Source organism: Eudoraea sp. (assembly GCF_049669105.1).
Lineage (GTDB): Bacteria > Bacteroidota > Bacteroidia > Flavobacteriales > Flavobacteriaceae > Eudoraea.
The window spans coordinates 16,568-32,283 of record NZ_JBATKE010000143.1 but is presented as its reverse complement, the minus strand read 5'-3'; the positions used below and the strand labels follow the sequence as shown (position 1 = coordinate 32,283).

Here is a 15,716-nt window from a genome sequence, read left to right as displayed (position 1 = left end):
TGCCTTTTAAGATTATCTTACATTTCCCAACCTGGTCTATAGGTCCTTCCCACAAATTGGTTTGCCTCTTCAAGGTTAGTAATTTTCATATTTTCTCCATCCCATAATAGCTTCTTACGCGCAAAAAATTCCATTTTTCCTTCACTATTCTCTTTTCTCAACATATAGCTGCGAATAGCTAGATTACCCATTAAGACAGTCTCGGTCATCGGGCCTGCATAATCAAAGGACGAGGTTAAGGCCAAATGCTCAGGACTATTAAAACCTGCTTTACAAGCATCTGTCCATTTGCGCTGATGGCCGTATTCCGGTTCCTCACTCTCTTCTGTTTCTGGACCAAAGTCTGTGGTTCCATCATTTAGATACAGTTTAGGAGTTAATGGAGAACTATCATTTATATTAGTCGAGATTATCCCGTTTTCTCCTATTATAAGTACACCATTATAACTTCCCGGCCCTCCAATATCACTATCTGCAGGAATTATTTCCGGATGAGATGGTCTTATCCCGCCATCGCTCCAGGTCATTTCAATTGCCGATTTACTTTTTTCTGTCGCATCAAAGTGCAGGGTAATGAATGAGGATGGAGGACAACCTTCCGGGTGATAATCAGCGTTCCACATTTGAGTATAAACAGTTCCGGCACTACATTCTGCATCGGTAGGATATTTAAGTCCGAGGGTCCTGAAAGGGATGTCTATTAGATGGCAACCCACATCACCTAGCGCTCCGGTCCCATAGTCCCACCAACCCCTCCAATTAAAGGGATGCAAATTCGGAGTGTAGGGTCTGTATTCAGCTGGTCCCAGCCAAAGGTCCCAATTTAAATCTTTGGGCTTTAAATTTTCATCTGGTTCCGGCATAGCATATCCTTGTGGCCAGACGGGACGATTTGTCCAAACCTGCACCTTAGATATTTGCCCCAGCACCCCCGAATCTACCCATTTTTGAACCATTCCTAACAGCGGGTTGGATCCTCCCTGGTTGCCCATTTGACTTACAATTTTATTTTTTCTTGCCATTTCGGTGAGCATTCGTGCTTCACGGATATTATGGGTCAATGGTTTCTGGACATACACATGTTTGCCCCTTTCCATGGCAAATGCGGCGGCTGGGCCATGAAGATGATCTGGTGTGGAGATGGTTACAGCATCAATATCTTTTTCCTTATCCAGCATCACCCTGAAATCCTCATATAATTTTGCTTTTGAAAATTTTTCAACAGAAGCTGAAGCAGATCCTGAGAAATCTACATCGCAAAGTGCAACCACTCTTTCCCGACCATTAACAGATGCGTTCAGAATATCACTTGTGCCCTTTCCACCAGCGCCGATTGCGGCCAGATTTAACTGATCACTAGGCGCGGTATATCCAATACCACCGAGTACATGTCGGGGTACAATAAAAATTGAGGAAGCTATGGCTCCTTTTTTTATAAATGATCTTCTGGATGTTGAATAAGCTTTTTTTGGTTTACTCATGATGCTTCATTAAAAGTTATACGGTCAAAATTTTATTATAACAAAGTTTTTTTCCTTACGCTTAGAGTTTGATTATTTGAACCGTCCTGATAAGCATAAATAGATTGATATTTACTTACTTAGTAGATGATTCAGATAAAGATAATGAATACCGCCGATCTAACGTAAGTTGTTTAATATATTCAAAAAAATAAAAAGGGGTAAGCCATTTTAGGGAAGCATCTCCGGGGGATTTACCCTAAAGTTACGTGCCGAATAATAGAATTACATTAAATAGCTATCTTCTGTTTTTTTGACAATGGTTGAAGTACTTCCAACGCTTTATTCACAGATTTAATATGATCAAATATTAATAATAGCCTAAGCCCGTTCCGGGTTTGTTTTTCTTTAAGCTTGCAGGTTTCATTATGCTGTTGTGCATAGGAAAGGACATTTGAAAATTCCGGACTTTGGAAAAAGGCAGACTGCTGATCTGAAATAAAGTAGCCCAATAGTTTCCCTTTTTTCATAACTACTTTTTCTAATCCAATACCCGTGGCAATCCACTTGATTCGTACCGAGTTTAGCAAATCCTCTACCTGTGTTGGATACGCACCAAATCTGTCAATAAGTTGAGACTCGAATTTTTGAAGTTCTTCTTCCGATTTCAGGGTGTTTAATTCGGTATAAAGGTTTAATCTTTCTGTGGTGTTGTTAATATAATCATCAGGGAACAGCAATTCAAAATCTGAATCTAACTGTGTATCCTTGACAAATACTTTTTCCTTTCCTTCAGTTTCCTCATAAAGATCCTTGAATTCGTTCTCTTTTAATTCCTCAATAGCTTCGGACAATATTTTTTGATAGGTTTCAAAGCCAATTTCGTTTATAAATCCGCTTTGTTCACCTCCCAACAGGTCGCCTGCACCTCGAATTTCAAGGTCTTTCATTGCAATGTTAAAACCACTTCCCAATGCTGTATACTCTTCCAATGCCTGAATTCGTTTTCTGGCATCGGGAGTCATTACCTCATATGGGGGTGTAATGAAATAACAAAAAGCTTTCTTATTACTTCGGCCAACACGTCCCCTCATCTGATGCAGATCACTTAATCCAAAGTTATTTGCATTATTTATAAAGATGGTATTTGCGTTTGTAACATCCAAACCACTTTCCACGATGGTAGTAGAGACCAATACATCGAATTCGCCATTCATAAAAGCCAGCATCAAGGTTTCCAATTTCCTGCCTTCCATTTGCCCGTGGCCTATACCTACTTTTGCATCAGGAACCAACCGCTGTATCATTCCGGCAACTTCTTTTATATTTTCTATCCTGTTATGAATAAAAAATATTTGCCCACCTCTTTGAATTTCATAGGATATAGCATCGCGTATTATTTCTTCGTTAAATTGTGTCACATGACTTTCAATGGGATACCTGTTTGGTGGAGGTGTGTTTATCACAGATAAATCCCTGGCCGCCATTAAACTAAATTGCAGCGTTCTTGGAATAGGCGTAGCAGTTAATGTAAGAACATCTACATTTTCTTTTATTGATTTTAATTTATCTTTTACAGCAACACCGAATTTTTGTTCTTCATCAACAATAAGTAATCCCAGGTCTTTAAACTGAACATTTTTGCTAGCCAATAGATGTGTACCAATAATGATATCTATTTTCCCTGATTTTAATTCATCAAGAATAATGCGCTTCTCTTTTGCCGTTCTAAAACGGTTAAGATAATCTACTTTAACCGGCATTTCTTTCAATCGTTTGGAGAAAGTTCTGTGGTGTTGAAAGGCAAGGATAGTGGTTGGCACCAGCACCGCCACTTGTTTTCCATTTTCTGCCGCCTTGAATGCCGCCCTTATTGCGACTTCGGTTTTTCCAAATCCAACATCACCACAAACCAGCCTATCCATAGGCCTTTCACTTTCCATGTCTTTTTTGATATCTTCTGTAGCAGTTCCTTGATCGGGAGTGTCCTCATAAATAAATGAGGCTTCCAGTTCTAGCTGCAAATAGCTGTCCGGGGCGTATTGAAAACCTTTGTCCAGCCTTCTTTTCGCATAGACTTTTATAAGATCGAAGGCTATTTTTTTTACCCTGGACTTCGTCTTTTGTTTAAGTTTTTTCCAGGCTGCAGATCCCAATTTGTAAATTTTAGGGACAGCTCCATCCTTTCCATTGTATTTGGAGATCTTGTGTAAGGAATGTATACTTACATAAAGTATGTCGCGCTCGCCGTACATTAATTTAATGGCCTCCTGTTTTTTGCCTTCCACATCAATTTTTTGAAGCCCTCCAAATTTGCCTATCCCATGGTCTATATGGGTAACATAGTCCCCAATTTCCAATTTGTTGAGGTCTTTTAAAGTAATGGCCTGTTTTTTGGCATAGCCATTTCGCAAATGAAATTTGTGGTAGCGTTCAAAGATCTGATGGTCTGTGTAACAAGCAACCTTAAGATCATGGTCTATAAAGCCTTGATATAATGGAAAGACTTTAGTTTTATAATGCACATTTTCATCTACTTCATCAAAGATGTCATGGAACCTTTTGGTTTGTACTTCCGAGGAACAGAAAATATAATTTTCATAACCCTTGCGGTTATTCTCATTAAGATTGGTGATAAGTAAATCAAATTTCTTGTTGAAAGCAGGCTGAGGTGTCGTATTAAAATCTATACTCTCAGAATTTGGCATATTGTCAAAACCACCTAAAGTAGCGAAGGCAAAACCTGCTAATTGCTTTTTAAGCAAGGCAGAATTGGTAAATAATTCTTCAGGTTTCGATTGTTTTAGCTCAGAATTAAGTTCTGCAAATGCCTTTTGTGCTTTTTCAAAAAATAAATCAACCCTGTTATAAATTAATTCCGGGTTTTTTAGGAATATGACGGTATCAGCACCAATGTATTTCAAGAAACTTTCACGGCTTTCATTGAGGTGTTTATGTTCTACGTTGGGAATTATTCTAATCCTGTTAACCTTGCTGATAGATAATTGGGTTTCTACGTCAAAAGTCCGGATACTCTCTACTTCATCTCCAAAAAATTCTATTCTGTAAGGTTCATCATGTGCGAATGAAAAGACATCCAGGATACCACCGCGTACGGAGAATTCACCCGGCTCAGTCACAAAATCGACCCGTTTGAAATGATACTCAAAAAGCACTTCATTTAGAAAGTCCAATGAAAGCTCATCAGACTTATTTATTTTCAGGGTGTTTTTGCTCAGTTCTTTTCTGGTAACTACTTTTTCAAAAAGGGCGTCAGGGTAGGTAATGATAACCGCAGGTTTTTTTCGGGAATTTATGCGGTTCAAAACTTCTGCCCTAAGTAATACATTAGCATTATCGGTTTCTTCTATTTGGTATGGTCTCCTGTAACTTCCCGGATAGAACAGCACGTCACTTTCACCTATGAGCTGCTCCAGATCGTTAAGTACATATGCGGCTTCTTCTTTATCATTTAAAACAAGGAGAAAAGGCCGATCTATTTTATTGAAGATTGCAGAGATTACAAAAGAAAAAGAGGATCCGCTAAGGCCATTTAAGGTAATATTGGATTGGTTTTGGACGATAACATCCTGCAGTTTCCTGAGTTGAGGAGACTGTGCATACAGTTGCTGCAATGAAGATTTGGTCAACCGTTTAATTTTGTGCAAATATAATTGCTGAATGTATGGCAGACCAAGGTTTGACTCAAATTTTTATAATAATGTCATCCGCAATGGCAAAAACCTCATCTTTCTTCGCTTTCTTCATGGTGTAAGTTCCTGTAAATTTGCCAAACGCAGGAAGTATTAATTGATCTTGTGTCTTGAAAAAACAAGGAAGACGAAGTGATTGTTTTCCTCTTCCTCTAAGCTTAATAGCCGGATGAATATGACCTGAAAAATTAAAATACCCTTGTCGCTCCTCCGGATGATGAGTGAGCAGAAATTTTTCTGAGATTAACTCTGATACTACCTGAATTCCAATTCGCTCATATCTCAGAGGTGAAATTATATCGTGATTTCCCCTGACCAAAATAAATTTTAAGTCAGAATGTTTAACCCATTTTTCAAAGAGTACCCATTCCCGATTTAATGAAGAATGGAACAAATCGCCTAAAAAGCAAACCACTTTGGGATCAAAAAAAGCGATGGTTGAATCCAACAAATCAAAATTTTTATAAATGGCCCTCTGAGGTACTGCTGCGCCAAATTTTCTAAAATGGGAGATTTTACCCAAATGCACATCGCTGATCAGAAGGGTGGCCTGCTCCTGCCAAAAAAGAGTCCCGCTGGGATGCAGGATGAAATTCTGATCTTGAATTTGAATGGTTTGGGTCATTTTTTCAAAGATAGATAATGTAATGTTTATGCAATAAATGAAATCTTATTCGAATTGCCATCTCATTGATTTTTCATTTGCTTTTAGTTAAAATGGCGGTCATCCTTTTAATACGGTCTGCCAGCTTTTCGCTGGATAGTTTTTCCCTTAATCTGTCTGTGATTAATGGGAAAGAGAAGGGTGTAGGGCTTGTACAAGGTCTCCATACGATCTCCTGCCCGGCTATACGTTCCAAAGCAATTCGCAAACGGCCTTCTTCCAACTGATGTTCAAAAGTCTCTCTGAACGCCTGCTGAAACAATAGGTTATCCGATTCATAATCCCTGAAAACATCAAATAATAGTTGTGAATTACTCTGTAAATGCTTCATTTTGATACCTTTTTCGGGGTATCCTGTAAAAACCATTCCGCTAATCACAGCAATATCGCGGAACTTACGCCGCGCCATCTCGGTTGAATTCAAGCTTTTTTGAAGATCATCAATCAAGTATGAGGTCGTAAATAGATCGTTATCAAGAACCTGTTGCATATCCAGTTCTTTATCCGACAAGAGTTCAAAACCATAGTCATTAAAGGCAAGGGAAAAAGTAATTGGAGATAGCAGGCTAATTCTGTAACTCAGTAAACTGCCCATCGCCTCATGAACAAATCTACCTTCAAAAGGATAAAAAATATGATGGTAACCTTCCTGAGTTTGAAAGGTTTCTATTAAAAATTCATCGGGTTTAGGTACTATACTTTCCATCTGTTGTCTGGAAAATATTGTTTTAAGCGCCCTAATTTCAGGAGACTGTTCTTTTTCATTCAATTGTACTGAGTAAAGCTCTTCTCTGAGTAATTTTGACATCTGTGCAGATAGTGTTAATCTGCCGCCCATCCATGCTGGTACCTTTGAGGATTTTTTGGATGAATTTCGTACGTGAGCCTGCATTTCTTTTATGCGGATAAATTCCAGATTTCTCCCCGCAAAGGTAAATACATCACCCTGCTTTAATTTTGAAATGAAATATTCTTCAATGGTTCCTATATAGCCTCCTTTTTGATAACGAACAGTAATATTTGCGTCGCCAACAATAGTGCCTATCTGAAACCGATGCCTCATGGCAACACCGCGATTGGTAACTTTGAATTTTCCATTTTCATCTACCTCTACCTTTTTGTATTCATCATAGGATTGTAAACTCTGACTTCCCAAAACAATGAAGTTTAACAGCCAGTGCCATTCATCGACAGTAATACTTTGATAGCAAAAGGTTTGCTTAATTTCCGGAAAGATCTTGTCCGGGATAAATCCATTTGATACAGCAAGAGTGATTAAGTACTGTATTAAAACATCAAAGCTATTGAGGTAGGGTATCCTATCTTCAACTGCTTTTTTTTCTACAGCCTGCTTCAGGGCAGAGGCCTCTACGAGTTCGATGGCATGGGTTGGAAGGAAATAAATAACACTTTCTTCGCCGGGTCTATGACCGCTTCGCCCCGCTCTTTGTAAAAACCGGGCAACACCTTTTGGTCCGCCAATTTGCACTACTGTTTCCACCGGTGCGAAATCTACACCGAGATCCAGGCTGGATGTACAAACCACAGCTTTGAGGCTTTCATTTCTTATGGCTTGTTCTACCCATTGCCTGGTTTCCTTATTTATACTTCCGTGATGCATGGCAATTTCACCGGCTAATTCCGGATGTTTTTCCAGGATTTTTTGAAACCAGATTTCACATTGACTTCTGGTATTTGTAAATAGCAGTGTAGTTCTGCTTTTATTTATTATAGGAATAACTTCATCAAGCAAGCGCAGACCCAAATGGCCCCGCCAGGGAAAAGTTTCCATCTCTTTGGGAATAATACTCTTTACGGTGATCTTTTTTTTGAGATTGGCCCTAATCAGTACAGAATTTTGATGAGCAGAAGATTCCGGACCCAACAATACTTCTCGGGCCTGCTCAAGATTACCGATCGTGGCAGAAATACCCCAAATACGTATATCTTTTGCAACTCCCTTAAGCCGTGATAGGCCAAGTTCTGTTTGTACCCCTCGTTTGGTGCCCAGTAATTCGTGCCATTCATCTACCACTATAGCAGAACAGTTCTTAAAAATTACATCATATCCTTTTGTGGCTAAAAGCAATTGCAGACTTTCGGGAGTAGTAATAAGAAGGTCGGGCATCACTCTTCGTTGCCTGGCCCTTTCAGAAGTTGAGGTATCCCCGGAGCGTATACCTACGGTAAGTTGAGTATCTAAATCTCGGATCACTCTTTCTGCGGATTGCTTTATTTCCTGTGACAAAGCCCTTAAGGGAGTAATCCAAATGGCCTTAAGTCCTTTTTTATGTTTTGTCTTATAATCAGGGTTTTTTTTGATATAGTTTAAGATGATAGGAAACCACAATGCATAGGTCTTTCCACTCCCTGTAGGGGCATTTAGCAGACCGTGTTTTCCATTTAAAAAGGCCGACCAGGTTTTTAATTGAAATGGGTGAGGTTTCCAATCTTGTTGTCTAAACCAATCTTCTGCCAGATTATAAAGTTGTTGTTTTGTCATTCTTTCTCTACTGGCTTTTGGTTCTTTTGGGCAATTGTTAAAAAATATTAAACACTTGTCTTTTCGATGTCCTGAAATTTAAAGGGGGTTATTCCTTTCGCGGTTGAGATTTGGCTCTCGACACAAAATGAGACCATGGAGAGCTCTGTGAAATTACAAATTTATCTTTGAAACCAATCAGGAATATAGAATCCCAATTTGAAAGAATTTGTTAAATATTTTGAAGTTTTATTAAAAGTATGATCTTTAAAAAAAGTATCTTTACGGCTTAAATTAGTACTGTTTTATGCCTATAGTAGATTTATACTTTCATAGTGAACACCGGCGAAATTTAGCTCATTTCGCTTCATTAGCATCTCTTGCAGTCGTTGATGGTGAGGTTAATCACAAAGAGAAAGGTTTATTAGACCGATTTGCCCGAAAACTTGATATTACCAATGAGGAATACAAGGAGGTAATGAAAAAATCCAACAAATATCCCATAACTCCTTCGAATAGTTTAGAAGAACGCCTTGAGCGATTATACGATCTATTTAAATTAATATATGTAGATCATCATGTAGACGATGAGGAGATGGTATTACTGAAGAAATACGCCATTGGATTGGGTTTTCCAATAAAAAAAGCGAACCACATTATAGAAAAGACTGTGGCCATATTTAGTGGAAGATTTAATTTTGAAGATTATCTGTATATCCTAAAGCATTAGCAGGGGGAACTAAAAATAAAACTTCCGAATTATTCGTTTTCTCGAATTTTTTGTCTGGCCATAAATTCCTCCGCTTTTTCCACCATTTTAGGGCTTCCGCAGAAGAAAGGAACGCGTTCGTGTAATTCCGTCGGTTGTATTTCCATTATTCTTCTAAAACCATCACTGGCTTTTCCATTTGCCTGTTCAGCTATATAAGCCATGGGATTGCATTCGTATAACAAGCGTAATTTACCGTTTGAAGCAACACTGCTTTTGGGATATAAGTAAATGCCGCCTTTTATCATATTTCTGTGAAAATCTGAAACCAGAGAACCAATATATCTTGAGGTGTAAGGCCTGTCTTCTTCTTCTAATTGGCAGTACTTGATATAATCCTTTACTCCCTGAGGAAAATGAATATAGTTACCTTCATTCACTGAATATATCTTACCTGTTTCCGGATATTTCATATCCGGATGGGACAGATAGAATGTTCCTATTGCCGGATTTAGTGTAAATCCATTAACTCCGTATCCTGTAGTGTACACAAGCATAGTTGAGGTCCCATAGATTATATAACCGGCAGCTACCTGGTTAATGCCTGGCTGAAGAAAATCTTCAAGGGTAACCGGGGTACCAACAGGGGTAATTCTTCTATAAATGGAAAAAATGGTTCCGACAGATACATTTACGTCAATATTAGATGAACCATCCAAAGGATCAATAAGGACCACATACTTGTTCTGATGCAGTTCGTCATTACTATTAACGCTGATAAAATCATCCTCTTCCTCTGATGCTATTCCGCAAACTATTTCCCTGTTCTTTAAGGTCTGAATAAATTTTTCATTGGCAAGAACATCTAGTTTTTGTTGATCTTCACCCTGGATATTTGTATCTCCTGCCGCTCCAAGGATATCTATAAGTCCGGCCTTATTAACCTCGTGATTTACTACCTTACAGGCAAGTCTTATAGCGTTTATTAATTTAGATAATTCCCCTGAAGAATATTGGAAAGAGGCCTGATTTTCGATAATAAATTCCCCAAGAGTTTTATTTTTTTTATCCATTAAGGAAGGTTGTTTTATTTGAATACAAATATCGGTTATTTTGTTAAACTATAAGGTTTTCGGGGCCTGTATGTTTTTTATATTTATAACTTTGTGTTTTATTTGTAACAATTATGGAATATCAAATCAGGGAAGCCGTGGCAGAAGATATGCCCGCGGTTTTAGAACTAATAAAGGAATTAGCTAGATTCGAGAAAGAAGAGAATGCCGTTGAGATGACCACAGAGGCTCTGGTAAATGACGGATTTGGCAATGAGAAATTATTTCATTGTTTCGTAGGGGTTATGAACAACAGCGTTAAAGGGATGGCATTGATATATCCCAGGTATTCAACCTGGAAAGGGGCTGTAGTACATTTGGAAGATTTAATTGTTTCGGAAGCCTTCCGGGGTAGTGGCCTGGGTACGGCCCTACTTAATGAGGTTGTAAAATTTGGAGCGAAATTAGGCGTTAAACGTATATCATGGGATGTGCTCGACTGGAATGAGCCGGCCATTGATTTTTATGAAAAGAAAGGTGCCAAAGTATTGCGCGATTGGGATGTGGTGCATTTAGATGAAAGAGGTATTCAAGAATATTTAAGAAAGTTATGAGAGTATTTAAGTTTGGAGGAGCATCGGTTAAAGATGCGAATGGAATCAGAAATTTAGTAAAAGTCCTTGAGGAGACCGGACATCAAAACACATTTTTAGTGGTTTCGGCAATGGGAAAAATGACCAACGCAATGGAGGCTGTTGTTAATGCATATTTTGATAAGCATGTGGGGTTAAAAAAGGCTTTTGAAGAAGTGGTTTTGTATCACCAAACTATTCTGGAGGCCTTATTTGAAGACAAAAAACACCCTGTTTATTCAAAAGTTAACCTTCTTTTTGAGGAAGTTCAAGGCTTTTTGGCATGGAACAAATCACCAAATTACAGTTTTGTTTATGATCAGGTAGTAGGATATGGAGAATTACTTTCAACTACCATTGTGAGTATGTATCTAAATGAAGTAGGGATTAAAAATTACTGGATTGACATTCGAGATTTTATAAAGACAGATGATAACTATAGAGATGGCAAGGTAAATTGGGAAAAAACACAACAGCACATTTCGGAGGGTGTAGAAGCAAATAAATTATATATTACCCAGGGGTTTTTAGCAAGTGACGATAATAATTTTACCACAACACTTGGCAGAGAAGGTTCAGATTATACTGCAGCTATTCTGGCCTATTGTCTCAATGCCAATTCGGTTACCATATGGAAAGATGTTCCGGGAGTACTAAATGCAGATCCAAGGTATTTTGAGGAGACAAGTCTTTTAAACAAAATATCCTATCGCGAGGCTATAGAACTGGCTTTTTACGGAGCGTCTGTAATTCACCCCAAGACTTTACAGCCCTTGCAGAGAAAGGAAATACCTCTTCATGTTAAATCATTTATTAATCCGAAGGATGCGGGCACTACGGTAGGTAAAGGTATTGGGATTGAACCGGAGATACCTTGTTTTATTGTTAAGAAGAACCAGGTGTTGATGAAACTCTCCTCCCTGGATTTTTCATTTATTGTTGAAGACAGTATAGGTGACCTCTTTAAATTGTTGCACGATTATAAAATGAAGGTGGACCTGATACAAAATTCCGCAATTAGTTTTTCCGTTTGTGTAGATAACAAGTTTAACCGACTTAGTGATTTATTGGATCAGCTGTCTGGTAAGTTTAAGGTAGTCTGTCATGAGGATGTTTCTTTGTATACTATCCGACACTTTAATACAGATGCCATAAAGTCTTTACAGAATGGGAGAGATGTTCTTTTAGAACAGCGCGGAAAGGAAACCTTACAATTAGTGGTAAAGCAATAAATTAAAAGCAGTAGTTTACTATGTTAAAATAAGGGGCTCTCCTCTTGATTTCCCTATATTTACTTATATATAGTTATATAGTCTATGGGTTTAGTCACCGTTAAAGAAGTAGCCAAGGCAATAAATCTCGAACGATATGGTTTTGTCGGAACATTTATAGGATGGATCCTGGTAAGGTTAACCAAATTGTCTGACATCAATAAATTTTATGACCAGCATAAGGAATTGGAAGGCCCTGAATTCCTCGACGCCATCCTGGAACATTATGAAATAGACTTTGAAATTCCGGAAGGTGATTTTAAGAGACTTCCTAAGGATGGAGCCTACATTACTATAAGCAATCATCCGCTGGGTGGTATTGATGGGGTTTTACTTCTAAAGTTGATGTTGCAACACAGACCGGATTTCAAGATTATTGCTAATTTTCTACTTCACCGGATCGAACCAATGGCGCCCTATATCATGCCTGTGAATCCTTTTGAAAACCACAAAGATGCCAAAAGTAGTATTGCAGGTTTTAAAAACGCTTTAAGCCATTTAAGGGATGGACATCCCCTGGGTATTTTCCCGGCAGGAGAAGTATCTACCTATAAAGATGGAAAACTAATAGTTGACAAACCATGGGAAGAATCAGCTTTAAAACTGATTCGAAAGGCCGAGGTGCCGATAGTACCCATTTATTTTCATGCAAAGAATAGTAAATTATTCTATCATTTATCAAAGTTCAACGATATCTTCAGGACGGCTAAATTGCCTTCAGAAGTTACCACACAAAGGAACAGGGCTATCAAAGTAAGAATAGGCCAACCTATTACGGTCCAAACCCAAAAGGAACATGAAAGCTTAGAGGAGTTTTCAGAACTGTTGCGTAAAAAAACATATATGCTTGCAAATGCATATGAAAAAGAACGCTTAATAGACCAGATACCCACCACTTTAAAAATACCAAAACCTCCAAGAAAGATAGCCGGCGAAATGAGGACGGAGGTAATACAAGGCGAATTAGAAAAATTAAGAGAGAAGGATTGTCGCTTGTTGCAAAGTAAGAATTATGAGGTGTTTTTAGCTCAGGAAAAGGATATGCCTTTTATTTTAAAAGAAATTGGAAGACAAAGAGAACTTACATTCAGGGCAATAGGCGAGGGGACAAACAATGCTATTGATCTGGATAAATTTGATTCGTATTACCACCATTTGTTTCTGTGGGATAATGCCGAAAAGAAAATAGTTGGTGCCTATAGGATGGGGATGGGTTCCGAAATTTTTCAGAACTATGGGATTGATGGTTTCTATTTGCAGGACCTGTTTGGATTTGAACCTGAATTATACGGAATGATGCGACAGTCCATTGAAATGGGCCGTGCCTATATTGTTAAGGAATATCAGCAAAAACCAATGCCTTTGTTTCTGCTTTGGAAGGGCATAGTTCATACTACATTAAGGCATCCGGAACATAAATATTTAATTGGTGGAGTTAGCATAAGCAACCAATTTTCAAATTTTTCCAAGTCCCTGATGATAGAATTTATGAAATCAAATTATTGGGATCCATATGTAGCACAATATATCAGGCCGAAGAAGGAGTTTAAAGTGAAATTAAATGATGCGGATAAGGATTTTATATTTGATGAAACGGAGGCAGATCTTAATAAATTTGACAGGTTAATTGACGAAGTAGAACCTGGAAGCCTTAGATTACCCGTGTTAATAAAAAAGTACATTAAACAGAATGCCAGAGTGGTTGCATTTAATGTTGATCCGTTATTTAATAATTCAGTGGACGGCCTTATGTATATAAAAATTGCAGACTTGCCTGAGAGTACGGTAAGGCCTGTGATGGAAGAGTTCCAGGCAGAGTTGGAAAGAAAACTTACCGAAAATAGCGGGACTGCCTAGTTCAATTCCTTTTCTGCAAATTTTTTACAAAAATCTCTTATCTCATTGCGTGCTTTTATAAATGCAGCGTGTTTCTCCTCTTTTGTGCCAATTACTTTAGAAGGGTCAAAAAAGTTATGGTGGATCCTTTTTGCATCCTTTGAGGGAATATAGGGGCAGTTTTCCCTGGCATGGTCACAGACAGTAATTATAAAATCCCAGGGGATTCCATCGTATTCATCTACATTATTTGAGGTATGCGTTGAAATGTCTATTCCATCCTCTTTCATTATTGCTACTGCGCCGGGATTTAGTCCATGCGTTTCAATTCCCGCACTGTATATTTTGGCCTTTCCATTTAGCAGCGCATTGAGATAGCCATGTGCCATTTGACTTCGGCAGGAGTTGCCTGTGCACAGTACCAAGATGTTCTTCATGCTAATTACTTTTTAAGTTTTCAATTTAAAATCTATTAATTTATCCCAACAATTTTACTTCGTCTTTCAAATAGTAAATTGTCTTTCCAATTCCCGTCCAACTGGCCTATCCTTTCGCGTTTTCCCAAAAAGCGGAAACCAACTTTCTCATGAAGTTTTATACTACCTGTATTTTCAGGAAAAATACCCGATTGTAAAGTCCAGATACCTGCAATTTCACTAGATATGATAAGTTCTTCCATAAGGAGTATGCCCACACCTTTTCCCCTGGCTTTTTCTGCTACATAAACACTTACTTCAGCAACTCCTCCGTAAACACACCTTCCGGAGACGGGAGATAGTGCCGCCCAGCCTGCGACCTTATCATCTATTAAAGCTATCAATCTGCAACTTGAACTATGATTTCTATTCCATTGCTCATAGGAGGGGATCTCCTTTTCAAATGTTGCAAAGCCCGTATTAATACCTTGCTTATATATTTGAGCAACTGCAGGCCAATGCGCCTTAGACATTTCTAAAATTAAAAGGCCGGGCTTGTTTAAATGGTTTATGGACATCTTGGTGATATTACCAATTTACTAGCAGCAAGCTCCTCCGGGAGAACAACTGGCTTCTTTTTCTGCATTAACTTCAATGGGAACCCCGCATTCCTCTTTAGCCTTACAGTCCGTTTTTTCCACGGCCAGTTTAATAAGTAAACGGTCTTCATAAATATCGTACCCATCGATAAATAACTGAGCGGTATGGAAGTTAGCGTTGCTATATTCAATCTTAAGCTCGGCTTCTAATTCCATAGGTTTAATTCCGTTTACCCTGTTAAGAATTTGAAGCGCTTTAGAAACAGACATAAACCTTGTTTTGTCTAATTCGTCCGGACTTTCCCAGAGTTGCACTATGGTTTCTTTCCAAAAATCAATTCCTGCACCACAATCCACAGAATCTACAGTAATATTTTTCACCTCAGTAAGGTGATAATTGGCACCTACTAATGCTCCTTTGTTGTAGTCAAACACTAATTCTTTATTTCCGTTATCGCTTAAGAGCGATAAAAATTCTTTTGTTTTCATTAATTTGTTTTTAGCAACAGTTTAAATTTGTTTTATAGAAGAAATCATTTATTAACGCGAGTATTTCCTGCCATTTCTTCTGGTTAATACAGTAACAGACCCTTTTGCCGCTTATTTCACCCTCAATTAAATCAATGCTTTTGAGCTCCTTTAAATGCTGGGAAATGGTTGGTTGTGCGAGCCCTATTTCTTCAACTATATCATTACAAATACAGGCTTTCTGATTACTAATATATTGTAAGATGGCAATCCGTGCGGGGTTGGCCAATACCTTTAAGATAATCGCCAGTTCATTTTGTTCGGCAGTAAATATTTGCGTTTTGGTTGTTCCCATTACATATTTATATATTGCAATATTACGATAATAGATTTAATAAAAAAAGTCAGATCGTA

Annotated in this window: 13 protein-coding genes; 4 read left to right on the top strand and 9 right to left on the bottom strand. The window is 38.2% G+C overall.

What is annotated here, in order from left to right:
- Positions 1 to 17: 17 nt before the first annotated feature.
- From WBM60_RS12010 to WBM60_RS11995, 4 genes are all read right to left on the bottom strand, one after another.
- The gene (locus WBM60_RS12010; protein ID WP_424276222.1) at positions 18 to 1,481 is read right to left on the bottom strand and encodes a Gfo/Idh/MocA family protein; all 1,464 of its coding nucleotides are present in this window, start codon (positions 1,479 to 1,481) and stop codon (positions 18 to 20) included.
- 269 nt (positions 1,482 to 1,750) lie between these two features.
- Positions 1,751 to 5,110: a transcription-repair coupling factor gene (gene mfd, locus WBM60_RS12005; protein WP_424283127.1), complete on the bottom strand. Its 3,360-nt coding sequence runs from the start codon at positions 5,108 to 5,110 to the stop codon at positions 1,751 to 1,753.
- A 55-nt stretch (positions 5,111 to 5,165) separates the two neighbouring features.
- Positions 5,166 to 5,798 carry a ligase-associated DNA damage response endonuclease PdeM gene (gene pdeM / locus WBM60_RS12000; RefSeq protein ID WP_424261099.1) on the bottom strand — a complete coding sequence of 211 codons (633 nt, stop codon included), beginning with the start codon at positions 5,796 to 5,798 and terminating at the stop codon, positions 5,166 to 5,168.
- A 73-nt stretch (positions 5,799 to 5,871) separates the two neighbouring features.
- Entirely contained in the window at positions 5,872 to 8,340 is a 2,469-nt protein-coding gene (locus WBM60_RS11995) for a ligase-associated DNA damage response DEXH box helicase (RefSeq protein WP_424283126.1), read from the bottom strand.
- Positions 8,341 to 8,626: 286 nt separating this feature from the next.
- Between WBM60_RS11995 and WBM60_RS11990 the strand changes: the two genes are divergently transcribed.
- Entirely contained in the window at positions 8,627 to 9,049 is a 423-nt protein-coding gene (locus tag WBM60_RS11990) for a TerB family tellurite resistance protein (RefSeq protein ID WP_424261094.1), read from the top strand.
- 29 nt (positions 9,050 to 9,078) lie between these two features.
- Here the strand turns inward: WBM60_RS11990 and fbp are convergent, their stop codons facing one another.
- A complete protein-coding gene (fbp, locus tag WBM60_RS11985) occupies positions 9,079 to 10,101 on the bottom strand; it encodes a class 1 fructose-bisphosphatase (protein WP_424261092.1) in 1,023 nt (340 codons plus the stop codon).
- Positions 10,102 to 10,214: 113 nt separating this feature from the next.
- Between fbp and WBM60_RS11980 the strand changes: the two genes are divergently transcribed.
- The 3 genes from WBM60_RS11980 (at position 10,215) to WBM60_RS11970 (ending at position 13,840) form a co-directional block, all read left to right on the top strand.
- A complete protein-coding gene (locus tag WBM60_RS11980) occupies positions 10,215 to 10,694 on the top strand; it encodes an N-acetyltransferase family protein (RefSeq protein WP_424261090.1) in 480 nt (159 codons plus the stop codon).
- Positions 10,691 to 11,944, top strand: a complete 1,254-nt coding sequence (locus tag WBM60_RS11975) for an aspartate kinase (protein ID WP_424261088.1) — start codon at positions 10,691 to 10,693, stop codon at positions 11,942 to 11,944. The genes WBM60_RS11980 and WBM60_RS11975 overlap by 4 nt, the downstream gene beginning before the upstream one ends.
- Positions 11,945 to 12,028: 84 nt before the next feature.
- Positions 12,029 to 13,840 carry a GNAT family N-acyltransferase gene (locus WBM60_RS11970; RefSeq protein ID WP_424276225.1) on the top strand — a complete coding sequence of 604 codons (1,812 nt, stop codon included), beginning with the start codon at positions 12,029 to 12,031 and terminating at the stop codon, positions 13,838 to 13,840.
- Here WBM60_RS11970 and WBM60_RS11965 read toward each other — a convergent pair.
- From WBM60_RS11965 to WBM60_RS11950, 4 genes are read right to left on the bottom strand one after another with little or no spacing between them, the layout of a single operon-like run.
- Positions 13,837 to 14,256 (bottom strand): arsenate reductase ArsC, encoded by a 420-nt coding sequence (locus WBM60_RS11965; protein ID WP_424261641.1) that lies wholly within the window; start codon positions 14,254 to 14,256, stop codon positions 13,837 to 13,839. The genes WBM60_RS11970 and WBM60_RS11965 overlap by 4 nt on opposite strands.
- Before the next feature lie 35 nt (positions 14,257 to 14,291).
- The gene (locus tag WBM60_RS11960; RefSeq protein ID WP_424278304.1) at positions 14,292 to 14,813 is read right to left on the bottom strand and encodes an N-acetyltransferase family protein; all 522 of its coding nucleotides are present in this window, start codon (positions 14,811 to 14,813) and stop codon (positions 14,292 to 14,294) included.
- A gap of 21 nt (positions 14,814 to 14,834) precedes the next feature.
- Complete coding sequence (locus WBM60_RS11955) at positions 14,835 to 15,323, bottom strand: DUF6428 family protein (protein WP_424283125.1); 489 nt, start codon at positions 15,321 to 15,323, stop codon at positions 14,835 to 14,837.
- Positions 15,324 to 15,333: 10 nt separating this feature from the next.
- A complete protein-coding gene (locus WBM60_RS11950; RefSeq protein ID WP_424261647.1) occupies positions 15,334 to 15,657 on the bottom strand; it encodes an ArsR/SmtB family transcription factor in 324 nt (107 codons plus the stop codon).
- Positions 15,658 to 15,716 lie beyond the last annotated feature (59 nt).

Coding starts and splice junctions, on each gene's coding strand:
- WBM60_RS11955 (WP_424283125.1), bottom strand. CDS start 15,323: ATGAAAACAAAAGAATTTTTATCGCTCTTAAGCGATAACGGAAATAAA.
- fbp (WP_424261092.1), bottom strand. CDS start 10,101: ATGGATAAAAAAAATAAAACTCTTGGGGAATTTATTATCGAAAATCAG.
- pdeM (WP_424261099.1), bottom strand. CDS start 5,798: ATGACCCAAACCATTCAAATTCAAGATCAGAATTTCATCCTGCATCCC.
- WBM60_RS11970 (WP_424276225.1), top strand. CDS start 12,029: ATGGGTTTAGTCACCGTTAAAGAAGTAGCCAAGGCAATAAATCTCGAA.
- WBM60_RS11990 (WP_424261094.1), top strand. CDS start 8,627: ATGCCTATAGTAGATTTATACTTTCATAGTGAACACCGGCGAAATTTA.
- WBM60_RS11975 (WP_424261088.1), top strand. CDS start 10,691: ATGAGAGTATTTAAGTTTGGAGGAGCATCGGTTAAAGATGCGAATGGA.
- WBM60_RS11980 (WP_424261090.1), top strand. CDS start 10,215: ATGGAATATCAAATCAGGGAAGCCGTGGCAGAAGATATGCCCGCGGTT.
- WBM60_RS11965 (WP_424261641.1), bottom strand. CDS start 14,256: ATGAAGAACATCTTGGTACTGTGCACAGGCAACTCCTGCCGAAGTCAA.
- WBM60_RS11950 (WP_424261647.1), bottom strand. CDS start 15,657: ATGGGAACAACCAAAACGCAAATATTTACTGCCGAACAAAATGAACTG.
- WBM60_RS11995 (WP_424283126.1), bottom strand. CDS start 8,340: ATGACAAAACAACAACTTTATAATCTGGCAGAAGATTGGTTTAGACAA.
- WBM60_RS11960 (WP_424278304.1), bottom strand. CDS start 14,813: ATGTCCATAAACCATTTAAACAAGCCCGGCCTTTTAATTTTAGAAATG.
- WBM60_RS12010 (WP_424276222.1), bottom strand. CDS start 1,481: ATGAGTAAACCAAAAAAAGCTTATTCAACATCCAGAAGATCATTTATA.